General features: G+C 35.6%; 19 protein-coding genes. 3 read left to right on the forward strand and 16 right to left on the reverse strand.

The window, feature by feature from the left end:
* Positions 1 to 401: 401 nt before the first annotated feature.
* From DN410_RS25560 to DN410_RS25575, 4 genes are read right to left on the reverse strand one after another with little or no spacing between them, the layout of a single operon-like run.
* Positions 402 to 1,754, reverse strand: a complete 1,353-nt coding sequence (locus DN410_RS25560; protein WP_179958646.1) for an MFS transporter — start codon at positions 1,752 to 1,754, stop codon at positions 402 to 404.
* Positions 1,755 to 1,794: 40 nt separating this feature from the next.
* Positions 1,795 to 2,487 carry a LutC/YkgG family protein gene (locus tag DN410_RS25565; RefSeq protein ID WP_149178529.1) on the reverse strand — a complete coding sequence of 231 codons (693 nt, stop codon included), beginning with the start codon at positions 2,485 to 2,487 and terminating at the stop codon, positions 1,795 to 1,797.
* A gap of 1 nt (position 2,488) precedes the next feature.
* Positions 2,489 to 3,901: a LutB/LldF family L-lactate oxidation iron-sulfur protein gene (locus DN410_RS25570; protein WP_149178530.1), complete on the reverse strand. Its 1,413-nt coding sequence runs from the start codon at positions 3,899 to 3,901 to the stop codon at positions 2,489 to 2,491.
* Entirely contained in the window at positions 3,898 to 4,626 is a 729-nt protein-coding gene (locus DN410_RS25575) for a (Fe-S)-binding protein (RefSeq protein WP_149178531.1), read from the reverse strand. Before DN410_RS25575 ends, DN410_RS25570 begins: the two co-directional genes overlap by 4 nt.
* Before the next feature lie 183 nt (positions 4,627 to 4,809).
* Here DN410_RS25575 and DN410_RS25580 point away from each other — a divergent pair, with 183 nt between their 5' ends.
* Positions 4,810 to 5,682 carry a LysR family transcriptional regulator gene (locus tag DN410_RS25580; RefSeq protein ID WP_149178532.1) on the forward strand — a complete coding sequence of 291 codons (873 nt, stop codon included), beginning with the start codon at positions 4,810 to 4,812 and terminating at the stop codon, positions 5,680 to 5,682.
* A 295-nt stretch (positions 5,683 to 5,977) separates the two neighbouring features.
* Here DN410_RS25580 and DN410_RS25585 read toward each other — a convergent pair whose 3' ends face one another.
* Positions 5,978 to 6,247 carry a 2TM domain-containing protein gene (locus tag DN410_RS25585; protein ID WP_000438994.1) on the reverse strand — a complete coding sequence of 90 codons (270 nt, stop codon included), beginning with the start codon at positions 6,245 to 6,247 and terminating at the stop codon, positions 5,978 to 5,980.
* Positions 6,248 to 6,425: 178 nt separating this feature from the next.
* On the reverse strand, positions 6,426 to 7,067 hold the full coding sequence (locus DN410_RS25590; protein ID WP_149178533.1) for a hypothetical protein: 642 nt from the start codon (positions 7,065 to 7,067) through the stop codon (positions 6,426 to 6,428).
* Between the two features lie 290 nt (positions 7,068 to 7,357).
* Between DN410_RS25590 and DN410_RS25595 the strand changes: the two genes are divergently transcribed.
* Positions 7,358 to 8,389 carry a S66 family peptidase gene (locus tag DN410_RS25595; protein ID WP_149178534.1) on the forward strand — a complete coding sequence of 344 codons (1,032 nt, stop codon included), beginning with the start codon at positions 7,358 to 7,360 and terminating at the stop codon, positions 8,387 to 8,389.
* A gap of 182 nt (positions 8,390 to 8,571) precedes the next feature.
* Positions 8,572 to 8,967 (forward strand): DUF3224 domain-containing protein, encoded by a 396-nt coding sequence (locus tag DN410_RS25600; RefSeq protein WP_149178535.1) that lies wholly within the window; start codon positions 8,572 to 8,574, stop codon positions 8,965 to 8,967.
* 233 nt (positions 8,968 to 9,200) lie between these two features.
* On the opposite strand, the gene DN410_RS25605 is transcribed toward DN410_RS25600, so the two are convergent.
* From DN410_RS25605 to DN410_RS25650, 10 genes are all read right to left on the reverse strand, one after another.
* Positions 9,201 to 9,578 (reverse strand): hotdog family protein, encoded by a 378-nt coding sequence (locus tag DN410_RS25605; RefSeq protein WP_149178536.1) that lies wholly within the window; start codon positions 9,576 to 9,578, stop codon positions 9,201 to 9,203.
* 86 nt (positions 9,579 to 9,664) lie between these two features.
* The gene (locus DN410_RS25610; RefSeq protein ID WP_149178537.1) at positions 9,665 to 10,912 is read right to left on the reverse strand and encodes a DUF1015 domain-containing protein; all 1,248 of its coding nucleotides are present in this window, start codon (positions 10,910 to 10,912) and stop codon (positions 9,665 to 9,667) included.
* 13 nt (positions 10,913 to 10,925) lie between these two features.
* The gene (locus tag DN410_RS25615; RefSeq protein ID WP_149178538.1) at positions 10,926 to 12,098 is read right to left on the reverse strand and encodes a 3-phosphoglycerate dehydrogenase family protein; all 1,173 of its coding nucleotides are present in this window, start codon (positions 12,096 to 12,098) and stop codon (positions 10,926 to 10,928) included.
* Positions 12,099 to 12,110: 12 nt separating this feature from the next.
* Positions 12,111 to 13,193: a 3-phosphoserine/phosphohydroxythreonine transaminase gene (gene serC / locus DN410_RS25620; protein ID WP_149178539.1), complete on the reverse strand. Its 1,083-nt coding sequence runs from the start codon at positions 13,191 to 13,193 to the stop codon at positions 12,111 to 12,113.
* 287 nt (positions 13,194 to 13,480) lie between these two features.
* Positions 13,481 to 13,792 (reverse strand): hypothetical protein, encoded by a 312-nt coding sequence (locus tag DN410_RS25625; RefSeq protein ID WP_149178540.1) that lies wholly within the window; start codon positions 13,790 to 13,792, stop codon positions 13,481 to 13,483.
* Complete coding sequence (locus DN410_RS25630; RefSeq protein WP_149178541.1) at positions 13,774 to 14,796, reverse strand: anti-sigma factor; 1,023 nt, start codon at positions 14,794 to 14,796, stop codon at positions 13,774 to 13,776. Before DN410_RS25630 ends, DN410_RS25625 begins: the two co-directional genes overlap by 19 nt.
* Entirely contained in the window at positions 14,786 to 15,286 is a 501-nt protein-coding gene (locus tag DN410_RS25635) for a sigma-70 family RNA polymerase sigma factor (RefSeq protein WP_179958645.1), read from the reverse strand. The genes DN410_RS25630 and DN410_RS25635 overlap by 11 nt, the downstream gene beginning before the upstream one ends.
* A gap of 292 nt (positions 15,287 to 15,578) precedes the next feature.
* Positions 15,579 to 15,770, reverse strand: coding sequence for a DUF378 domain-containing protein (locus DN410_RS25640; RefSeq protein WP_000670802.1), 192 nt, complete (start codon positions 15,768 to 15,770; stop codon positions 15,579 to 15,581).
* An 89-nt stretch (positions 15,771 to 15,859) separates the two neighbouring features.
* Entirely contained in the window at positions 15,860 to 16,927 is a 1,068-nt protein-coding gene (locus DN410_RS25645) for a glycoside hydrolase family 113 (RefSeq protein WP_149178543.1), read from the reverse strand.
* 648 nt (positions 16,928 to 17,575) lie between these two features.
* A complete protein-coding gene (locus DN410_RS25650; RefSeq protein WP_149178544.1) occupies positions 17,576 to 18,454 on the reverse strand; it encodes a CPBP family intramembrane glutamic endopeptidase in 879 nt (292 codons plus the stop codon).
* Between the last annotated feature and the right edge of the window lie 329 nt (positions 18,455 to 18,783).

Here is an 18,783-nt window from a genome sequence, read left to right on the forward strand (position 1 = left end):
CGTGGAATATTCAAATCGAACAGTGGTTTATTTTCATTTTAATATAGGTTGATAAATCAACTTTATCCTATTTCCACATGTAATTAAAAAAGGATAACAACTGTATTTATTATGTGCTACATATAAAGTTTTGATTTCACATGCTACTCGGGCAAAATTCAAATAAAAAACAAATATATGAAGCCGTAGAATAAACTTTACATTAAGCATTTGATTACAGAGATTTATATACAATTTTATACTTCCCATGTTGTTGATCATTTCACTTTATTTCTCCCGAGGAGAATGAAAAAAACTCCATTAAATTTGCATACTTAGTATGCAAATTCAGGAGTTTTTTCATATACCACTATTCGGATTCAATTCAAATGCATACAACTCATTTTTTCACCTTACTTGACTCATTCAAAATTAGCACGAGGTTCCTCTAACCGCTTCTTACCTCTCCAGTTAAATAAGCTTTCCGTCTTCGTTTGTTGCCCTGGTTTCACAAACAACATTGCCCCCATTGCAATAGCGGCCAAAACGGCAGCTACGATAAACATGGAAGGGTAACCATAACTTACAACTAAATATCCAGTTAAAGTCGGGGCTAAGATTGTCGCGATATTAGCGATGAAATGCATAATTCCGCTATATGTTCCTGAGTACGCAGGAGCTGTATCGACAATAATTGCCCAAAATAATGAACTCGGTAAAAAAGCAAACGCATTTCCAAGCGACATAAGCGCTAATACAGCTACATAATTGTTCATCACTGGGATGAAGCTAAAACAAATTGCTGTCAGTAATAAAGCAATAATCGGTAACCCTGTTCGAGCTAAACGAAGGTTCCCTGTTTTACGTAAAATACGATCAGATAGCTTCGCCCCTAGCGGCAATGTGATACAAGCCCCAAGCCAAGGAATCATCCCAAGATACCAAAGGGAAGATAATTGAAAATGGAATACATCTTGCAAGTATTTCGGTGTCCAAGTTAATATTAAAAAATTGATATATTGGAAGCAAAAATATGCTATCGTAACCATAACGAATGTCGGAACTTTAAAAAAGGAGTACCATGGCTCTTTTGGAATTTCTTTCTCTACTTTTACTGATTGAAGCACACCTTCCGTACTTCGTATTTCAGCTAATTCTTCTTTTGTCACTCGTGGATGATCCTCAGGCATATTCGTAAAAGTAAAATACCAAATAATCGCCCATACAATCCCAATTGTACCAAGGATAAAAAACATGATTTTCCAACTAGTGAAAGATAGCAACATAACCGCTACAGGTGCAGTTAATACTGCCCCTAACGGAACGCCAACAAAACCAAGAGATGTTAAAAAAGCTCTTTCTTTTGGAGCCGCCCAGTTTGCTGCTGTCTTATTCGAAACCGCGAAAGATGGCCCTTCTGTTAATCCAAATAAAACGCGGAAGATAGCAAATCCTATTAAAGCAGATCCTCCAAAAACAGCAATCCCTATTTCTCCAGCAAAAGCGGTCGCAATTTCAAAAATAGACCAAGCCGTTGCTGCTACGATCCATACAAATTTTGGTCCTTTTTTATCTGAAAAAATACCTCCTAATAAAGAACCGATCATGTAACCGTAACCAAAATACCCTAATATAGCTCCCCACTCCTTCGGGTCAAAGCCATATTCTTTTATAATGAAAGACTGCGCATAAGCGATGGCCCCTCGATCAATATAATTCACCATCGTAATAAACGTGAGCATTGTAAAGACATAATAACGAAATTTATTCTTCATCAAAATTCCCACTCCCCCTCGCATTCTTTTGTTTTTCTTTCTAATCCTTTAATAGAATGACATGGACCTTGCCTGGGCCATGAACTCCAAAAGCTAATTCCATCTCAATATCACCTGTCCGGCTAGGTCCAGTGATAAAATTAATACAGGCAGGTAATCCATTCGAAACCTGTTCATGAATTCTAGTTACTCCTTCTGTTAAGCGTCTATAAATTGTATGTTCTGAGAGAATTGCTACATAAACTGCTGGCAAAACGCTAACTAAACGCCCGCGTCCGCCACCATTCCATAAAACAACCGTTCCCGTCTCAGCGAGTCCCATTTCGGCATATGTAATTCCCATATCTACTTGAGCTGCATAATCCCGTAGTTCTCTTTCACCTTCTTTCCTTTGCCAAATACGATGAGAAACGAAATTTTCTTTTAAATGCTTTCCTATTTCAAGCTGGTGTAATCTATCATCATCCCAATACACCGCAGATTGAACATTAAATTTATGTACAACATACTGAAGTGCACTCCCTATTTCTGAACGGTGTATATGACTTACTTCAGTATGTAACGTATGCAAGTTTGCAATAAACTGCTCTATTAAACTTTCGTGATCTATCTCATTAGAAAAGTGCCTAAGCGGATCGTTTTTCCACCTGGGAGGAGTGACTCCCGAGCGACGTTCTCTATTTAATTTACGTGCGATATTGTTTAAAAAAGACTCTTGTACATCCGTATTCATATTATGAATCCCTCTTTTCTTTTTTCCACCAATCACGGAATGATTGGTTCGCAGGTTTTGGAAAATCTCTACTTTCTGTCCACCCTTTTAATGGACCTGGGCCATTCGCAATATAGCCATCTTTTGCAAAGATCGATAAACCTGTGTGTGCCATTTTAATAGCTTTCTCATAAATGAATGGATGACTTGCCATAAACGTGAAACCTTTAAAAGCCAGTTGTTCAAATTTCGTTACAAACCCTTGTTCCACCACATCTTTTCGATGTTCAATGAGAAGGTCATGTAATGGAATTTTCACGGGGCAAACATCTGTACACGCTCCGCACAAACTTGATGCAAAAGGTAATTCTTTTAATTCTTCATACCCTTCTAATAAAGGTGCTAGTACTGCCCCAATTGGCCCGCTATAAACACTTCCATAAGCATGGCCCCCAATATTACGATACACAGGACAAACATTTACACAAGCTCCGCATCTTATACACTTTAATACTTCTTCATAAGCAGTTCCTAAAATATCAGAACGACCATTATCTAAAATAATTAAATGAAATTCTTCAGGTCCATCCATATCTTCATGTAAACGCGCGCCATTAATTCCAGTTACATAAGAGGTAATCTTTTGGCCTGTAGCACTTCTTGTTAACATTGAAACGACTACATCAAGATCTTTCCACGTGGGAACAAGACGTTCCATCCCCATAATAGCAATATGAACTTTTGGCAATGTCGTAGTAAGGCGAGCATTTCCTTCATTGCTTATAAGAACAACTGATCCAGATTCCGCTACCGCAAAGTTACAACCAGAAATACCAATATCAGCTTCTAAAAACTCTTTACGCAATTGCTTCCTAGCAAATTGTAGTAATTGATTCGTATCAACTGGTATCTCTCTTCCTGCTTCTTTAGAAAAAAGCTCTGCTACTTGTTCCTTCGTCTTATGAATGGCTGGGGCGATTAAATGGGATGGAGCTTCTCCAGCTAGTTGAATAATATACTCCCCAAGATCGGACTCTACTACTTTCACCCCTATCTCTTCTAAGCTTTTATTAAGGTGTATTTCTTCTGAAACCATGGACTTTGACTTAATTACTGATCTCGCTCCTTTTTTTCTTGCGATTTCAGAAACGTACGATACGGCATCCTCTGCTTTGAAAGCGAAATGAACATGCCCCCCATTTTTTCGAACATTAGTAGCTAATTGTTCCAAATAACTATCTAAATTTTCAATTGTATGCATCCGAATTTCAGATGCTGCCTCACGCCATTCTTCAATATTCCCTAATTCCTGTGTAGCTTGTTCACGTCCCATCCGAAGCCTATCTTGTGTAAACGGAACCGCGCTTCTCATCTGCGGATCGTTCAACGCTTTATCTACTCTTTTCAAAAAAACTTGTTCCCCCGCCACACTCATTTATTCAGCCCCTTCGCCAGTACTTCTGCTACATGTAATACTTGAATATTTTTATTTTCCCTGCGCAATCTCCCTCCAATATTCATAAGACATCCCATATCTGCTCCAATTAAGAGATTTGCTTCTGTCGCCTCAATATGTTTTATTTTTTCATCAACCATCGTTTCAGAAATCGAGCTCATTTTCACTGCAAAAGTACCACCAAACCCGCAGCAATCTTGGCAATATGGTAATTCTTTTACGTCTAGACCTTCTACTTGCGATAATAACTTAAGTGGTTCCTCTTTTATCCCAAGCGCACGACTCATATGACAAGATTGATGAAAAACGGCTTTCTCCGCCAACTTAGATTTCAAATCACTTTTTCCAAGTACATTCACTAAAAAATCCGTCAACTCATACGTTCTATCCGCTAAATGAACCGCTTTTTCATACCATTCACTATCGTCTTTAAACATTTCCTTATAATAATGATGAACCATGCTAGCGCAAGATCCAGAAGGAGTGACAATATATTTACTATGTTCAAATGCTTTGATCATTTGCTTTGCTGCTAGTTTTGCTTCTTCTTGATATCCGCTATTGTAAGCTGGTTGCCCGCAACAAGTCTGTCCTTCAGGGAAATCTAGTTTCACTCCACATTGCTGCATAATTTCTACGACACTCTTACCCACTTGAGGAAAAAACACATCTGATAGACAAGTAATAAATAACGAAACTTTCATAACACTCCCCCCTCAAAGCGATACAATATATTTTCAAGTTATTAATTTCTTGAATAGAATTTTAAATTTTTAGAATTTTCTATTTTTAAAACTTTTTGTTTATGATATCATGTGGGATATTATATGAAAACTATCTATAAGGTTGTTTTTGTATACAAAAATGGTATAGAAAGGGACTTTGACATGGATATAAGAAAACTTCGTTACTTTATTGTAATCGCTGAGGAAAAACAACTTACCCGTGCTGCCCACCGACTTCATATGGCACAGCCACCTCTAAGTAGACAACTATCTCTACTAGAACAAGAATTATCAGTAAACCTCTTTGAAAGAAACGGCCGAAATATGCATTTGACTGAAGAAGGGAAAATTTTATATACGAAAGCAAAAAACATTATTCATCAATTAGAAGAAACTATTACGGAGATTAAAGATACCGGTGAAGGGCTAAGGGGCAATCTATCTATTGGAGCATTTCATTCTTGCATTCCTTTTCTCTCTGAAAAAATCCTTTATTTTCAAGATAACTATCCAAATGTGAACTTAAAAATATGGGAAGGTGGCCCTTTATACTTAATAGAGCAATTAGAAAATCGGTATATCGAACTTGCTATCTTGCGTACACCTTTTAATAAAGATGTTTTTTCTAGTATTTGTTTATCAAAAGAACCTTTCGTATTAGTCATGCCTGCTAAATGGGAACTCTATCATTCACACCTTCCAATCCCTCTAACCGAATTAAGTCATATTCCCCTTTTACTTCTACATAAAGATAAAGAAAACAGCTATCATCAGCTCGTCATCGATGAATGCAAGCAACTTGGTATAACATTAAATATAGCATGTGAATGTCCTGACTCAGCATTTATTCTTATGCTTATCATGACTGGAATCGGCGCCTCTATCTTGCCGAAAAGTGCTGTATCTCATATCCCGCAAGAATTTATAAAAATAGTAGATTTAATAGATTTCCCTTATGAGTCTGAATCATCAATTATATGGCTGAAAGATCGGAAGCTTTCTAAAAGAGCTCAGCGATTTATAGAATGTACATGAATAAATCTTAGAAGTGTAGCGATAAATTTATTCGCTTCTCCACCGCTATTATCTCGTTTACAAAAATATCTCTCCTATTATTATCAGTGGGCATGTTATATTAGCCGCTTATGTGAATACGAGAATAACTCATTGATCCTACTAAACAGAAAAAAACAAAGATGCGAAGTCTATTCTATGACTTCGCATCTTTGTCGATTTAAAATGAACGAAAATCCTCCGTAAGGTCTTTACTATGAACATCAAACTTTACTGCTTTATATCTCATTTTGAAAATAGAATAATCAAAATGAATTTACTTATCTTTCTCCATATACTCTTTAATCTTTCGTTCTTCCCACTCTTTTCCGAATATCCCAAATGGGAAAGTTGTCAAACCGTGTATAACGATACCGATCCCCCAACCTCCAAGTGGATATAAAAACCATAATTTACTTGAATCAGAACTTATATTTATGAAAAAAAGCATTAAGTTAACTAGTATATAGACCGTTAAATGAATGTAAAATGCTTTTAAATTCTCCACTCTTTTTTTAGCTCGTAAATAATTCTCATCTCGCTCCATATGTAAACACCTCTTTCATTATTGTATTTTTTAAATTCGCTCCGATTTAAACATCATATTCTAGTCGGAAATCCCTTATTCTCAAAAAATACAAAACAAAAAAGTACCCAGCAAATGGTCATACACATGACCATTTGCTGGGTACTACATGATACATTTATTATTTACAGGAGCCTAATTAAGACCAAATCCAAACATCATCATTATTTTCAACGTTGCTCTTTACCTCATAAACCTTTTCGATATGATCAACTGTGTTCCAGTTAATAGAACTTCCGCCCCAGCCCACATACTTCATATCAATTTTCACTTTCTCACCCGAATGAAATACTTGTCCCTTTGTTAAGAAAACATCAATAATAACTTTCTTCCCGTTTAGCGATGGATACTCAACTACGACATATGTAGTAGCACCGTCTCCCTCATCTTCCATCGTTCCTACTTTTGATACTTCTCCAATTACATAATCAGGCGAGCCATCTTCTTTCATGTGCATACCTAACTTGTTTGTTGTATTTTCAACTGCAGTTGCAACCATATATTCTGTAAAATTACGCATCATAGATCCAGTAGCTTTCACTTCATCTCCTACTTTCACGTTTGAAAGAGAAGCTATATATACACTAACAAGTTCTTCATATTCCTTAGATTTTACAACAATTACACCGTTATCTACTTCTACTACTCGTCCTTCTAACGTCGAGAAATTCGATTCAATAGAAGCTGCACTCGCTTTTGTTACTTCTAATCCTGGTAAATTTGTTCCTGATAATGCTGCGATCCCTAAAGCACCTGCTAAAATTAATTTTTTCATACCCATGATGTAACATCTCCATTCATGATGATTTTATTTTTGATTGGATACGACCAACCTGTAACCATTATAGTTACATACCATAGAAAATATCAACCCTCTTTCTCATGCAATGTTGCATACTGTGATTTTTAAATATAAATCGATTATTCCTATATTCAACACTACTGCGAAATTCTTGCATAACAGCAGGTAAACGGATTGATGATGAAGAAAATAATGTCATGCATCGTATTTTTTCAATGTTACAGTTTGTATAATCGTAGTCCATTACATTATGTAGGAGCGGAGTTAACATGTTAATAAAACCAAAAAGATTACAGGCAGGAGATATTGTGGCGACAGTAAGTGCTTCGTGGGGAGGCGCAGGTGATGCTAAGCTACGATGGCGGTATGAGCAAGGAGTAAAAAGATTAGAAGAAGTTTTCGGTCTTAAAGTTATCCCAATGCCGAATAGTTTAAAAGGTAGCGAATTCATTTATAACAACCCAAAGGCTCGTGCGGAAGATTTAATGACTGCATTTAAAGATACGCGCGTGAAAGCAATTATTACGAATATTGGCGGAGAAGATAGCATCCGTTTGCTTCCTTATATAGATTTTAATGTGATACGTGAAAACCCAAAAATTTTTATGGGGTACTCTGACGATACCGTTTCACATTTATTCTGTCATAAAGCAGGTCTTTCCTCTTTATACGGTCCAGCAATTTTGACCGACTTTGCCGAAAATGTAGCAATGGATCCATATACAATTGAAATGGTAAATCGAACACTCTTTTCAAATGAAAAAATTGGTAAAATTCAACCAGCTCATGAATGGACGAGTGAGCGTTTAGAATGGATAGAAATAAATAAGAATACAAGGCGTACGATGCAGCAAAACAATGGATATGAGGTACTTCAAGGCTCTACCACCGTACAAGGGCGTTTAATTGGTGGTTGTATAGAAGTACTGGAATTTGCAAAAGGAACGGAACTTTGGCCTGAGAAAAAACATTGGGAGAATAGTATTCTTTTCTTTGAAACCTCTGAAGATCATCCAGAACCAAGTTATATAAAGTATTGGTTACGAAATTATGCAGCGCAAGGCATTCTGCAAAAAGCAAAAGGTATCATTTTTGGTAAACCGAAAGACGAAATGTATTATGAAGAATATAAACATGAAATACTGAAAGTTATGAAGGAATATAACTTAGAAAATTTGCCAGTTCTTTATAATTTGAATTTCGGCCATACTGAACCGAAGTTTATTTTACCTTACGGTGCGATGGCAGAAATTGATTGTGAAAATAGATCTTTCTCTATTTTGGAAAGTAGCGTGGAGTGAAACTTTAAATAAATAGAGCCATAAGTTTTATAATTATGTTTCCTGATCCTATTTTATTAGCTTGATAGCGATATGGCAGGACTCAAATAAATAAAAACACTCCTATGAGATATGACTGTGAATTGGTTCTTTTTAAATGATATGGAGATTGCTTATCTAATGATAAAGGGGGATTTACGTGTATGGAAGTAACATTTACAGTAAGTAAATGGGATGAAAAACTACTCGATGATACTAGAAAAGATTTCCCTATTAATATTGCCCATGTTGAATATGATATTGATGGTGAATTAAAAGGAAAAGCTTTTGTTGAATACTTATTATATTATTTAGACTCAAATATAAATGATGGTCACTTGGCTACTGCTAAAATTTCTGGATTTTTACACTTTGAAGGAATTTATAAGGGGCAACAAGGGACATTTACAGCTATAGAGCAAGGAATATTTGATAAAGGAAATTTAGATTCCCCAGGAACAATTATCAAAGCTACCGGTAACTTAGAAAGTCTGAGAGGGTCCTATAATTATCAGTTTACAGGTCAAACCAGTAAACTAATTTTAGAGTTGGAATTTTAGCAAAATATCCTATAATTTAGTGGAAAGGACATTTCTTGTAATACTAGGAATGTCCTTTTTGTTGACGAGCTTATTCAACTATTTTCTAATAGTTAAGAAAAGAATAGAGTATATTACATAACGTCTTATTATCAGTATTCAACGATACATAAAATTTTCGTTATGGGGGGGGAATTAAAACTCTAAGCCTGAGAGGCATGGGGGCCCCACTTATTCATTACTTTTCCTATCAATTAAAGAATAACCCCCGAAAAACTCCCCTTCATTACTTCCTTTTCCAGTTGATTCCTACAAATAAACATCGCCATAATCTCTGTGCGATTTTTTTCATCTGGTTCAAATTGTTCAATGGTTACGTCACAACGAATTGTATCACCGCTAAAAACAGGACGTAAAAATTCAAAATCCATTTTGCGAGCTAGTACGTTATAATCACCACCAATTTTTGTAGGTAGCGTTGATGTTAAAAGCCCTTGTACAACAAATCTCCCCTGCTCATCTGGTGTAACATGATGAACACCTTCATCTTTAGATACTTCGGTAAATAACGCAACATCCTCTTTCGTAAAAGTTCGCTCAAAAGTGATTTTCTCCCCTACTTGCAATTTCATTAATACCCCTCCTTAAAAACACTTTTAAAATAAAAAAAACCGAAATTAAACATCATTTCGGTTTTTCTAACTAAAGAAGTCTATATTTACTTTAAAGAATGTACAAACAACCCGCTGCGCAACTTCGGTTCAAACCACGTTGATTTTGGTGGCATAACTTCCCCAGCGTCTGCGATTGCTAATAAATCTTCCATTGACGTTGGATATAATGAGAACGCTACTTTATATGCACCGCTGTTCACAAGGCGCTCTAGTTCTTCTAACCCGCGTATTCCGCCTACAAAATCGACGCGTGAATCAGATCGCGGATCATGTATTTCAAGCACTTGGCTTAATAGATGGTCTTGCAGAATAGACACATCTAAACCTTTCACAAGATCGTTCGCATCAAACGTTTCCTCTTTCACAGTGAGCTTATACCACTTCTCGTTTATATACATACCAAATGTTTTCGGCTCATTCGGTTTATACGGAGAAACGTTTGCTTCTTCTACATAAAAATATTGCGTGATTTGCTTTAAAAACTGTTCTTCTGATAATCCGTTTAAGTCTTTCACAACTCGGTTATAATCCCAAATGGATAATTCATCTTGAGGGAATAAAACTGATAGGAAGAAATTAAATTCTTCTTCTCCTGTGTAATTCGGATATTGTTCTCTTCGCATTAGCCCTACTTTTGCAGCTGATGCAGAGCGGTGATGTCCGTCTGCAATGTACAAATTCGGAATATCTTCAAATGCGTTTACTAAAGTCGTAATTACTTCTTCCTCTGCAATCTTCCATGCAACATGCCTAACGCCGTCTTCTGCTGTAAATGTATAAATTGGCGCATGCTCTTCTTTCCAGTTACTAATTAAACGCTTCACTTCGTCTTTTGTACGGTACGTTAAAAAGATAGGACCTGTATTTGCATCACACACATCTACGTGACGAATGCGATCTAGTTCTTTTTCGTGACGTGTTCTTTCATGTTTTTTAATTGTGTCATCTTCATACTCATCAATCGATGTACAAACGACAAGACCTGACTGTGTTCTTCCTTGCATCGTCAATTCATAAATGTATAGTGCTGGCTCTTCGTCTTGAATGAATACTTCTTCTCGTATAAAACGATTTAAATTTTCACCTGCTTTTTCATATACGCGATCATCGTACGGTGAAAGTGCCGGCTCTAAGTCAATTTCTGCTTTGTCAACGTGTAAGAAAGAATACGGATTTCCTTTCACAACTTCTCTTGCCTCTTCACTATTTAATACGTCATAAGGTAAAGCTGCAACTTGCACTGCTTTTTCCTCTACTGGACGGATGGCCCGAAACGGTCGGATTTTTGCCACATTTCTCTCCCCTTTACACAATCATTCGAACGGCTACAACACCTGTAATTTTACTTATATTTTCCACAATATTCTCTTTTATTATATCATCAATTCCGTTATCAATATCAATCATTGTGTATGCCCAAGAATGTTTACTACGATTAATCATATCCGCAATATTAATATGATGTTCTGCTAAACATCCTGTAATTTGACCTACCATGTTCGGAACGTTTTGATGCATAATTGTAATTCGTTTCTTTCCGATATACGGTAATTCGACGTTTGGATAGTTTACTGAATTGCGAATATTTCCTGTCTCTAAATATTCACGTAATTGACGCGCTGCCATGACCGCACAATTCTCTTCCGATTCAGACGTAGATGCACCAAGGTGTGGCGTCGCAGTTACATTTTTCATCTTTATAACATTTTCATTCGGGAAGTCCGTTACGTAATGTGTAATAATATCTTCTTCTAACGCTCTTTGAAGAACCTTTTCATCTACAAGTTCTCCTCTAGAGAAATTAAATAGACGCATACCTTTTTTCATCTTCTCTACAGCATGTTCGCCAATAATCCCCTTCGTTTGATTTGTAAGAGGAATATGAAGTGTAATATAATCACACGTTGCAAAAATTTCATCTAGGCTAAATGCTCTTTGCACATGTGTAGAAAGGCGCCACGCTGTTTCAACTGAAATGTAAGGATCATATCCGACAACGTCCATTCCTAACGCTAACGCATCATTTGCCACTAAAGCACCGATTGCGCCAAGGCCGATAACCCCTAGACGCTTCCCAGCAATTTCTGATCCAACAAATTGTTTTTTCCCTGATTCAACAAGCTGAGGTACTTCTTCACCCTCTAAATTTTTCGTCCAGCTTACGCCATTAATAATGTTACGTGAAGACATAATAAGACTCGCGATAATGAGTTCCTTTACTGCATTGGCATTTGCCCCTGGCGTGTTAAATACTACAATTCCCTTTTCTGTACATCGATCTACAGGAATATTATTTACACCAGCACCAGCTCTTGCAATCGCCTTTAAATCTTTCGAAAACTCTTCTTGATGTAAAGAATAACTGCGAAGTAAAATACCATCTGGATGGTCAATACGATCCCCTACTTCATACCGCTCTCCGCCAAGAACTTGCAAACCTTTTTCTGCAATTTGATTTAACGTTTGAACACGAAACATATCCCCATCTCCCTATCTATTCTCAAGCTCAAATTCTTTCATATAATTTACTAATTGCTGTACGCCGTGTACTGGCATCGCATTGTAAATACTAGCGCGCATACCACCGACTGAGCGATGTCCTTTTAGTGTAACAAGGCCGCGTTCTTTCGCTTTTTGTAAAAACTGATTGTTAAGTTCGTCTGATGGTGTTGTAAACGGAATATTCATAAGTGATCGATACGTAGGATCAACTGGTGAAGTAAACAACTTAGATTCATCTAAAAAATGATAAAGAAGTGACGATTTCATTCTATTTTGTTCTTCAATCGCAGATACTCCGCCTTGCTCTTTTAACCACTCTAGTACAAGTTTTGTTACGTAAATGCTAAAGGACGGCGGTGTATTATATAAGGAGTTATTTTTACTGTAAGTTTCATAGTTTAACATTGTCGGACAAACTCGGTCTGCCCCGCCAATTAAATCTTTTTTTATAATCACAATCGTTAAGCCCGCTGGTCCTAAATTCTTTTGTGCTCCCGCATATATGAGACCAAACTTCGAAACATCATATCGTTCTGATAAAATATTTGAGGACATATCCGCAACGAGTGGTACTTTATCTACATGTGGAATGTCCACATATTTCGTCCCCTCTATCGTGTTGTTCGTTGTAATATGTACATAGTCTAGGTTTTCATCGCCTAATAAACCATCCAGTTTAGGAATCGTAGTAAACTTCTCTTTTTCAGAAGAAGCAATTACTTGTACTTCCCCTACTTTTTCTGCTTCTTGCATCGCCTTTTTAGACCATGAGCCAGTCAATACGTACCCCGCTTTTTTATACGTATTCATTAAATTCAGCGGTATCATAGAAAATTGTAATGACGCACCGCCTTGTAAAAACAATACTTCATACTCATCAGGAATGTTCATTAATTCACGAAGTAAGCTATTCGCTTCATCAATAATACTTTGGAAATAAGAAGATCGATGGCTCATTTCCATAATTGACATGCCTGTCCCGTTATAATTTACAAGCTCCGTTTGCACTTTCTCTAAAACTGGCAAAGGGAGTATTGATGGTCCTGCTGAAAAATTATACACTCTCTCCATCACCCGGATGACCTCCCTATTTCTCATCTTTTATTTTTTAAACTTTCTGAATTATACCCCAAAATACAATATACGGTCAATTTGTTTTCTATTATTACGGCGCAAGACGCAATGGAATCGCTTGCAAGTGCCAATATAGTTTTTATAAAAGGAACAAAAAACAAATCAACACAACAGCATTCAAATCGTATACTGCTCTCCTTTCAAATTTGATACGTTCTTCTCTTATTTATTTTACTTTTTACACATAAAAAAGAGCGAATCTACATTCGCTCTTTCCCGCATATTTACGGTCCAAAACTTATCATCCAACCTAACATAAATCCAAATACAGTAAACAGTAGCATAAAAACAAATAAACTACATGCCCACAATGCATATTTTCGACTTTTTCTTTTTGTGATCATGCCTACGACTGAACATAACAATCCAACTGCAACTATTTGCCGAAAACCTTCGCCTATAAATGTTTCTTGACTAAGCAATGTAATGTTCAAATACAATAACGCTAGAAAGGCAATAATTAATGAAATAGTCCCCATCCATGTTTCCTGTTTATAACTATGATTCTTTCTTTTTTTTAAGAATGCCAATTCCATAATCTCGCTTCACCTACTTTCAAGTTTCTAACTTTTTCATGACTCATCAATTTTTCAACTTCACCTTTAGGTCCAGTTACAACTGCCCCGTATGTTTTTACCCCATTTTTTTCAAGAAAAGAAATACGCTTTGACAACTCTAATGTTTTCGCTCTAGATAGCTTCACCGCTAAATTTTCATGCTTCTGTAATGACTTTAGCACACCAATAAATTGTTCCTCATGAGGTGAATCACTTACAAAAGGACCACTTATACTTGAAATCATATCTGCCGGAAAACCAATCGGCGCAACATACATACCCTCATCATTCTTTTGTTTCTCCTCTAATCCTGTATTAATGGCATACCAGACGATATCAATAGTAGGAAACATATTCGTTACCTCTTGTACACTTAATAATTCTCTAAAAGATACAAATGCTTCTACAACAGATTCTTGCGGAAGACCTTTTAATACCTGCGCTTCTTCGCTACTATTATAAGACGTATTATAATTATTAGGATGAGACAACACTTCATTATCTATATATGTGACTTCTGGAATTTTTTCATCTGTTGTATATTCGCGGCTTACTTTCGTTACGTTGCTTAATAAATAGTATGTTTTCTCTTCGCCTATTCGAATATCTTTCTTTCCTACCCTTTTATACAAATCAAAATTCAATTGTAAACTAAGCGGTAACAATGTTTGCTCCATGTCTCTTTCTTTCATAAATACATTTGGTTCCGTTACACTTATCGTTTGCTTTACTACATTCCGTATCTCCATTGCGTTTGTAGGTGCAAATACATAGTATAAGAGCGTAGATATATATAAAATAGGTTGAATCAGTAATAAAAAAGTAAATACAATTAAAACGTTCGTAATACGAGCTCTTTTTTTTCCTATCTTCAACACTTGCTCCTGTTTTCCATCAGGAAGAGATGCAGGCCTTTGATGAAGAGCTTCTTGCAACAAGTCGTTATAATCTTCTTGTTCAGAATGAGGTTTATCATTTGTCATTTTGACTCTTTTCCTCCTTTAACAATTGTTTTAATCTCTTTCTCCCGCGAAATATGTGGCTTTTATACGTGTTTAACTTTAAATCTAATACAGAAGCACCCTCTTCGTACGTTAATTGATGTACATCACATAATAAAACAGCTTGTGCCTCTCCCATAGGTAAAGTATGAATAATCTGAATTAATTTTTCATAACTATTTTTTGTGACTACATACTCTTCTGTAGATTCACCTGCTTGCATTGCCTCTAATTCCTCCGTTCCTACAAAAGACACTTTTCTCTCTTTCCGAACAAAATCAATAAACGTATGATACGCCACTTTAAAAAGCCATGATTTTACCTTTTGGTTTTCATAGTCTTCTAGATAAAGATACGCCCGATAAAAAGTCTCCTGCACCAAGTCCTCCGCTACATGATGGCTACGAGAAAGGGAAAATAAATACCGGTACACATCGTTTATATAAACCTTATATATTTCTTCAATTTCCATCCCCCTCCTCCTTTCATATATAACACGAATAAGCGCGTTAAAAAGTTGCATTATTTTTCCTTTTTTTATAAAAAAGAAATAACATTTGAATAACTATTTACAATTATAAACAAAATATAAGATGTTATAACTATAAATCCCAAAAAAACTCCATATGTAGTATGTACGGAGATTACACCATAGATTATTTACAAATTGTAGGTGGGTAATATTTGATGCTTACTTTATAAATACACAAAAAAGTGTTAAGTACATAATCGTACTTAACACTCTAGTAATAATAGAATAATAGCTAATTGTTCGTAAAGAACCGATCAAAAATTTGATAAATAGCAGAAAGACCAAAGAGCCAATAAATAGTGTCCACAAGCGCCGGCATAGAACCAAACCATTTCTCAACTACATTGTAATCTAACGCTACAAACAACCAATTCAAACCGCCAAGAATCACCAAAATTACTGTAAGGTAAGACAAAAATTTCATTATGATTGCCCCCTAGGTGATAAGATGGTGAAAGGCCTTTCACTAGAAATATATGTGGTAAAATTCAAAACTTACCTATTTAATAAAAATTATTTTCGGTACCAGCCGTTAATAACTGCCTCTGCTTCTTTACTATGTATTTGATACGCATGCGTACTATTATTAGAACCAATAAACCAAATTGAAAAACCTTTAAAATATGGTTTCGGTTCTAATACATCTCGGTAAGCACGCCATCCGTTTAGTTGTACATCTTTTGAGAACACATTCGAAACATCTGGATTCCACGGATTTTGTAGTCCAAGCTCACGAGCCGGTACGTTAAATCCACCAAAATAAACTGGTTTTCCTGTTACATTATGTAATTGTTCTAGTTGCTGAACAACATTTTGTCCACGATTATATACTGTTGTCGCAAATAAACTTTGCTTCACTTCTTCATATGATGGATTCCTTTTTCCGGAAACTTCAAACCAACTATCGATGCTAACAATATCCACCTTTTTTAAATACGGACGATTTATTTTCTCTTTAAACTTCGCTTCATACGAAGGGTCCCAACTTGCTGTTAACCACCAGTTCATTTGATACAAAACATTTCCTTTATACTGCTGGCGAACGAAATCAATCGTATCGCTCCAATATCCTTCTGCATATTCCATATTAACGAAATTAGAAGCAATCTTTAATCCATACACATTATATTTACTTGTAATAGAATCAAAAATATCTTGTAAAACAATCGTCTTCCAATTCCAGAAGAAATCATTAATATTACTTGGATTCCATTCTGTCTCCCCAACATTCCCCTGTTGAATATACGGGAATGGTTCCACGATAACTTGAATATTACGCTTTAATAATTCTTGAATTAAAATAATAGCCTGTTTCTTTTGCGCCTGATTAATTACCATATTAGTAGAAGTTACATTCGGAATATCAACTTGGATTGGTACATTTACTGTATTTAAATTTAAGCGCTCCACATCCGCTAATACTTTCGCTACATTTCCAACTTCCCATACCGTTACGTTTCCTGATTTTATTTTTCCAGATTGAACAGTATTTACATCTGCCTGTACATTTCCTTGAAAACAAAAAGAAAACAACATAATAAACACTCCTAAAAAAATTACTAAACTCTTATTTTTCTTCACAACTTTCCTCCTATATTTTTTGGCATACTTGCTTATTTTATACAACATTTCACATATATTCCATAAAAAAATTTAATGAATTTTCATAATTGAAAATGATATTCATTATTTATTCACACCTTATTCATACTAACCTCCTAAAAATAGTACGATAAATAAAAAAAGAGCGTATTTTCGCTCCTTTTTATCTTTTTACGATTAAAGTTATTGAACTTCTTCTAGTAATCTCATCAAATCCGTTTTTTCGTATAAAGTGAAACTTTAATCAGTGGGGGTTTTGTTCATCCCCCACTGATTATTAGTTGAACCAATCGGACGTTTACGGACAGTTGATCTCCCACCTAACTTCTTTGCTCCAACTGAATTTTGAGGTGGGAGTTTTACTGTCCGTTAACGCGGGATAAATCAATTTTTATACTCAGAAATGTATCAAAAAATTTTAATCTATATTCGCTTTTTGTATTACTTTTACATTCACTTCATTTGTATTACTTTCATGTATTTGAATATCCATAATTATACCTCCATTATATTTGCGAATAACATGTGACGAATTATGATATTTATGCATGAGTTAACTATATTTTTAGGGGTATCTTATTTCGCCTCGTCATATTTCACTAATTGAATTTACAACACACCCGTATGCTATTTAGTAAGATTTACTATTCGAGACGTAATTATTGCAGTAATTAAGATAATAATAGCGGTTATCAAGCCAGATTCTCCAATCCAAATCTCAGTTTGATATCCTGTACTTGCACGTGCGAAAGGTCCTTGAATAATGGCATTCCAAGTGGTATGGATGATAACCGAAGGCCAAACGCTACCTGTGATAAGTCGTAAATAAGCTGTAATATAACTGAATGGTACAATACAAAAATAGATGCCAAGTACTGAAAGTAGGACAGATGATCCCTCTACATATAGACCAGCAATAACAATTGGAACATGCCACGTTGCCCAAATCAATCCACTAATAAGGATAGGCCGTGAAAACTCTGCATCAACTAGCCTTGTGAGCATATAACCTCGCCAACCCATTTCTTCTCCCATAACTGGGATTAAGTTAAGCAAGCTTCCTAAAACGCCGCTCAATACTACTAGATAAATGAAACTGAATGGTGCCGGTAAATACTGAAGTCCAAGTATATTGTAGATTGGTTCTAACATACCACCTTCGGGATGCTGAAACCTCGCAATTCCGCTCAACCAGGCGATAGAATAAGTAATTCCACATATTATCATAGGTATTAATAGAGCAAAACCAATCCCCTTCCATATCTTTAAGTTACCGAGACTAAAAGATACATCTTTAAACCCTTCTTTCAATATTATGCGAGTCAAAATAGAAGAAAATGCTGGGGTAAACATATATACCACAATAAGCGGCATACTTTTAGTAACCATTACTATTACATTTAGGATAATAGAAGTAATTGTTAAGATACTTAGAAAGAGTTGAAGTCCTATTTTAGCACGTTGGATTTTATCTTTATTGTGGAACGATTTTGCGTGTAATATCATTGTAATCCGCCCTTCCCCTTTCATTCACTTGTTTATCGAATTTACTTCTTGTCATTTCCACAGACACAACTTAGAATAAAAATATTTTGGCATACAGATCATTCATCTTTAAAATCCCTCCCAAACTCATAATCTAGTCTTACTTGCGACTCATCAATGTAATTATTATTTATAAGTTGTCATAGCCGATAGTACAAAAGTGTAATGATTAACCTATGACTTGTGTCAATTTAACCTTATGACAATATGTAACTAGAAAATATGATATGGGATAGATAACAATTGAATTAAGGCAATTGATTCGTGCAAGTACATGAATCAATCTTGTT

It is taken from the genome of Bacillus sp. SH5-2 (assembly GCF_008368905.1).
GTDB lineage: Bacteria > Bacillota > Bacilli > Bacillales > Bacillaceae_G > Bacillus_A > Bacillus_A luti.

Coding starts and splice junctions, on each gene's coding strand:
- DN410_RS25600 (WP_149178535.1), top strand. CDS start 8,572: ATGGAAGTAACATTTACAGTAAGTAAATGGGATGAAAAACTACTCGAT.
- DN410_RS25615 (WP_149178538.1), bottom strand. CDS start 12,098: ATGTTTCGTGTTCAAACGTTAAATCAAATTGCAGAAAAAGGTTTGCAA.
- DN410_RS25575 (WP_149178531.1), bottom strand. CDS start 4,626: ATGAAAGTTTCGTTATTTATTACTTGTCTATCAGATGTGTTTTTTCCT.
- DN410_RS25635 (WP_179958645.1), bottom strand. CDS start 15,286: ATGGAAATTGAAGAAATATATAAGGTTTATATAAACGATGTGTACCGG.
- serC (WP_149178539.1), bottom strand. CDS start 13,193: ATGGAGAGAGTGTATAATTTTTCAGCAGGACCATCAATACTCCCTTTG.
- DN410_RS25640 (WP_000670802.1), bottom strand. CDS start 15,770: ATGAAATTTTTGTCTTACCTTACAGTAATTTTGGTGATTCTTGGCGGT.
- DN410_RS25560 (WP_179958646.1), bottom strand. CDS start 1,754: ATGAAGAATAAATTTCGTTATTATGTCTTTACAATGCTCACGTTTATT.
- DN410_RS25605 (WP_149178536.1), bottom strand. CDS start 9,578: ATGAAATTGCAAGTAGGGGAGAAAATCACTTTTGAGCGAACTTTTACG.
- DN410_RS25625 (WP_149178540.1), bottom strand. CDS start 13,792: ATGGAATTGGCATTCTTAAAAAAAAGAAAGAATCATAGTTATAAACAG.
- DN410_RS25565 (WP_149178529.1), bottom strand. CDS start 2,487: ATGAATACGGATGTACAAGAGTCTTTTTTAAACAATATCGCACGTAAA.
- DN410_RS25585 (WP_000438994.1), bottom strand. CDS start 6,247: ATGGAGCGAGATGAGAATTATTTACGAGCTAAAAAAAGAGTGGAGAAT.
- DN410_RS25650 (WP_149178544.1), bottom strand. CDS start 18,454: ATGATATTACACGCAAAATCGTTCCACAATAAAGATAAAATCCAACGT.
- DN410_RS25580 (WP_149178532.1), top strand. CDS start 4,810: ATGGATATAAGAAAACTTCGTTACTTTATTGTAATCGCTGAGGAAAAA.
- DN410_RS25630 (WP_149178541.1), bottom strand. CDS start 14,796: ATGACAAATGATAAACCTCATTCTGAACAAGAAGATTATAACGACTTG.
- DN410_RS25595 (WP_149178534.1), top strand. CDS start 7,358: ATGTTAATAAAACCAAAAAGATTACAGGCAGGAGATATTGTGGCGACA.
- DN410_RS25570 (WP_149178530.1), bottom strand. CDS start 3,901: ATGAGTGTGGCGGGGGAACAAGTTTTTTTGAAAAGAGTAGATAAAGCG.
- DN410_RS25590 (WP_149178533.1), bottom strand. CDS start 7,067: ATGGGTATGAAAAAATTAATTTTAGCAGGTGCTTTAGGGATCGCAGCA.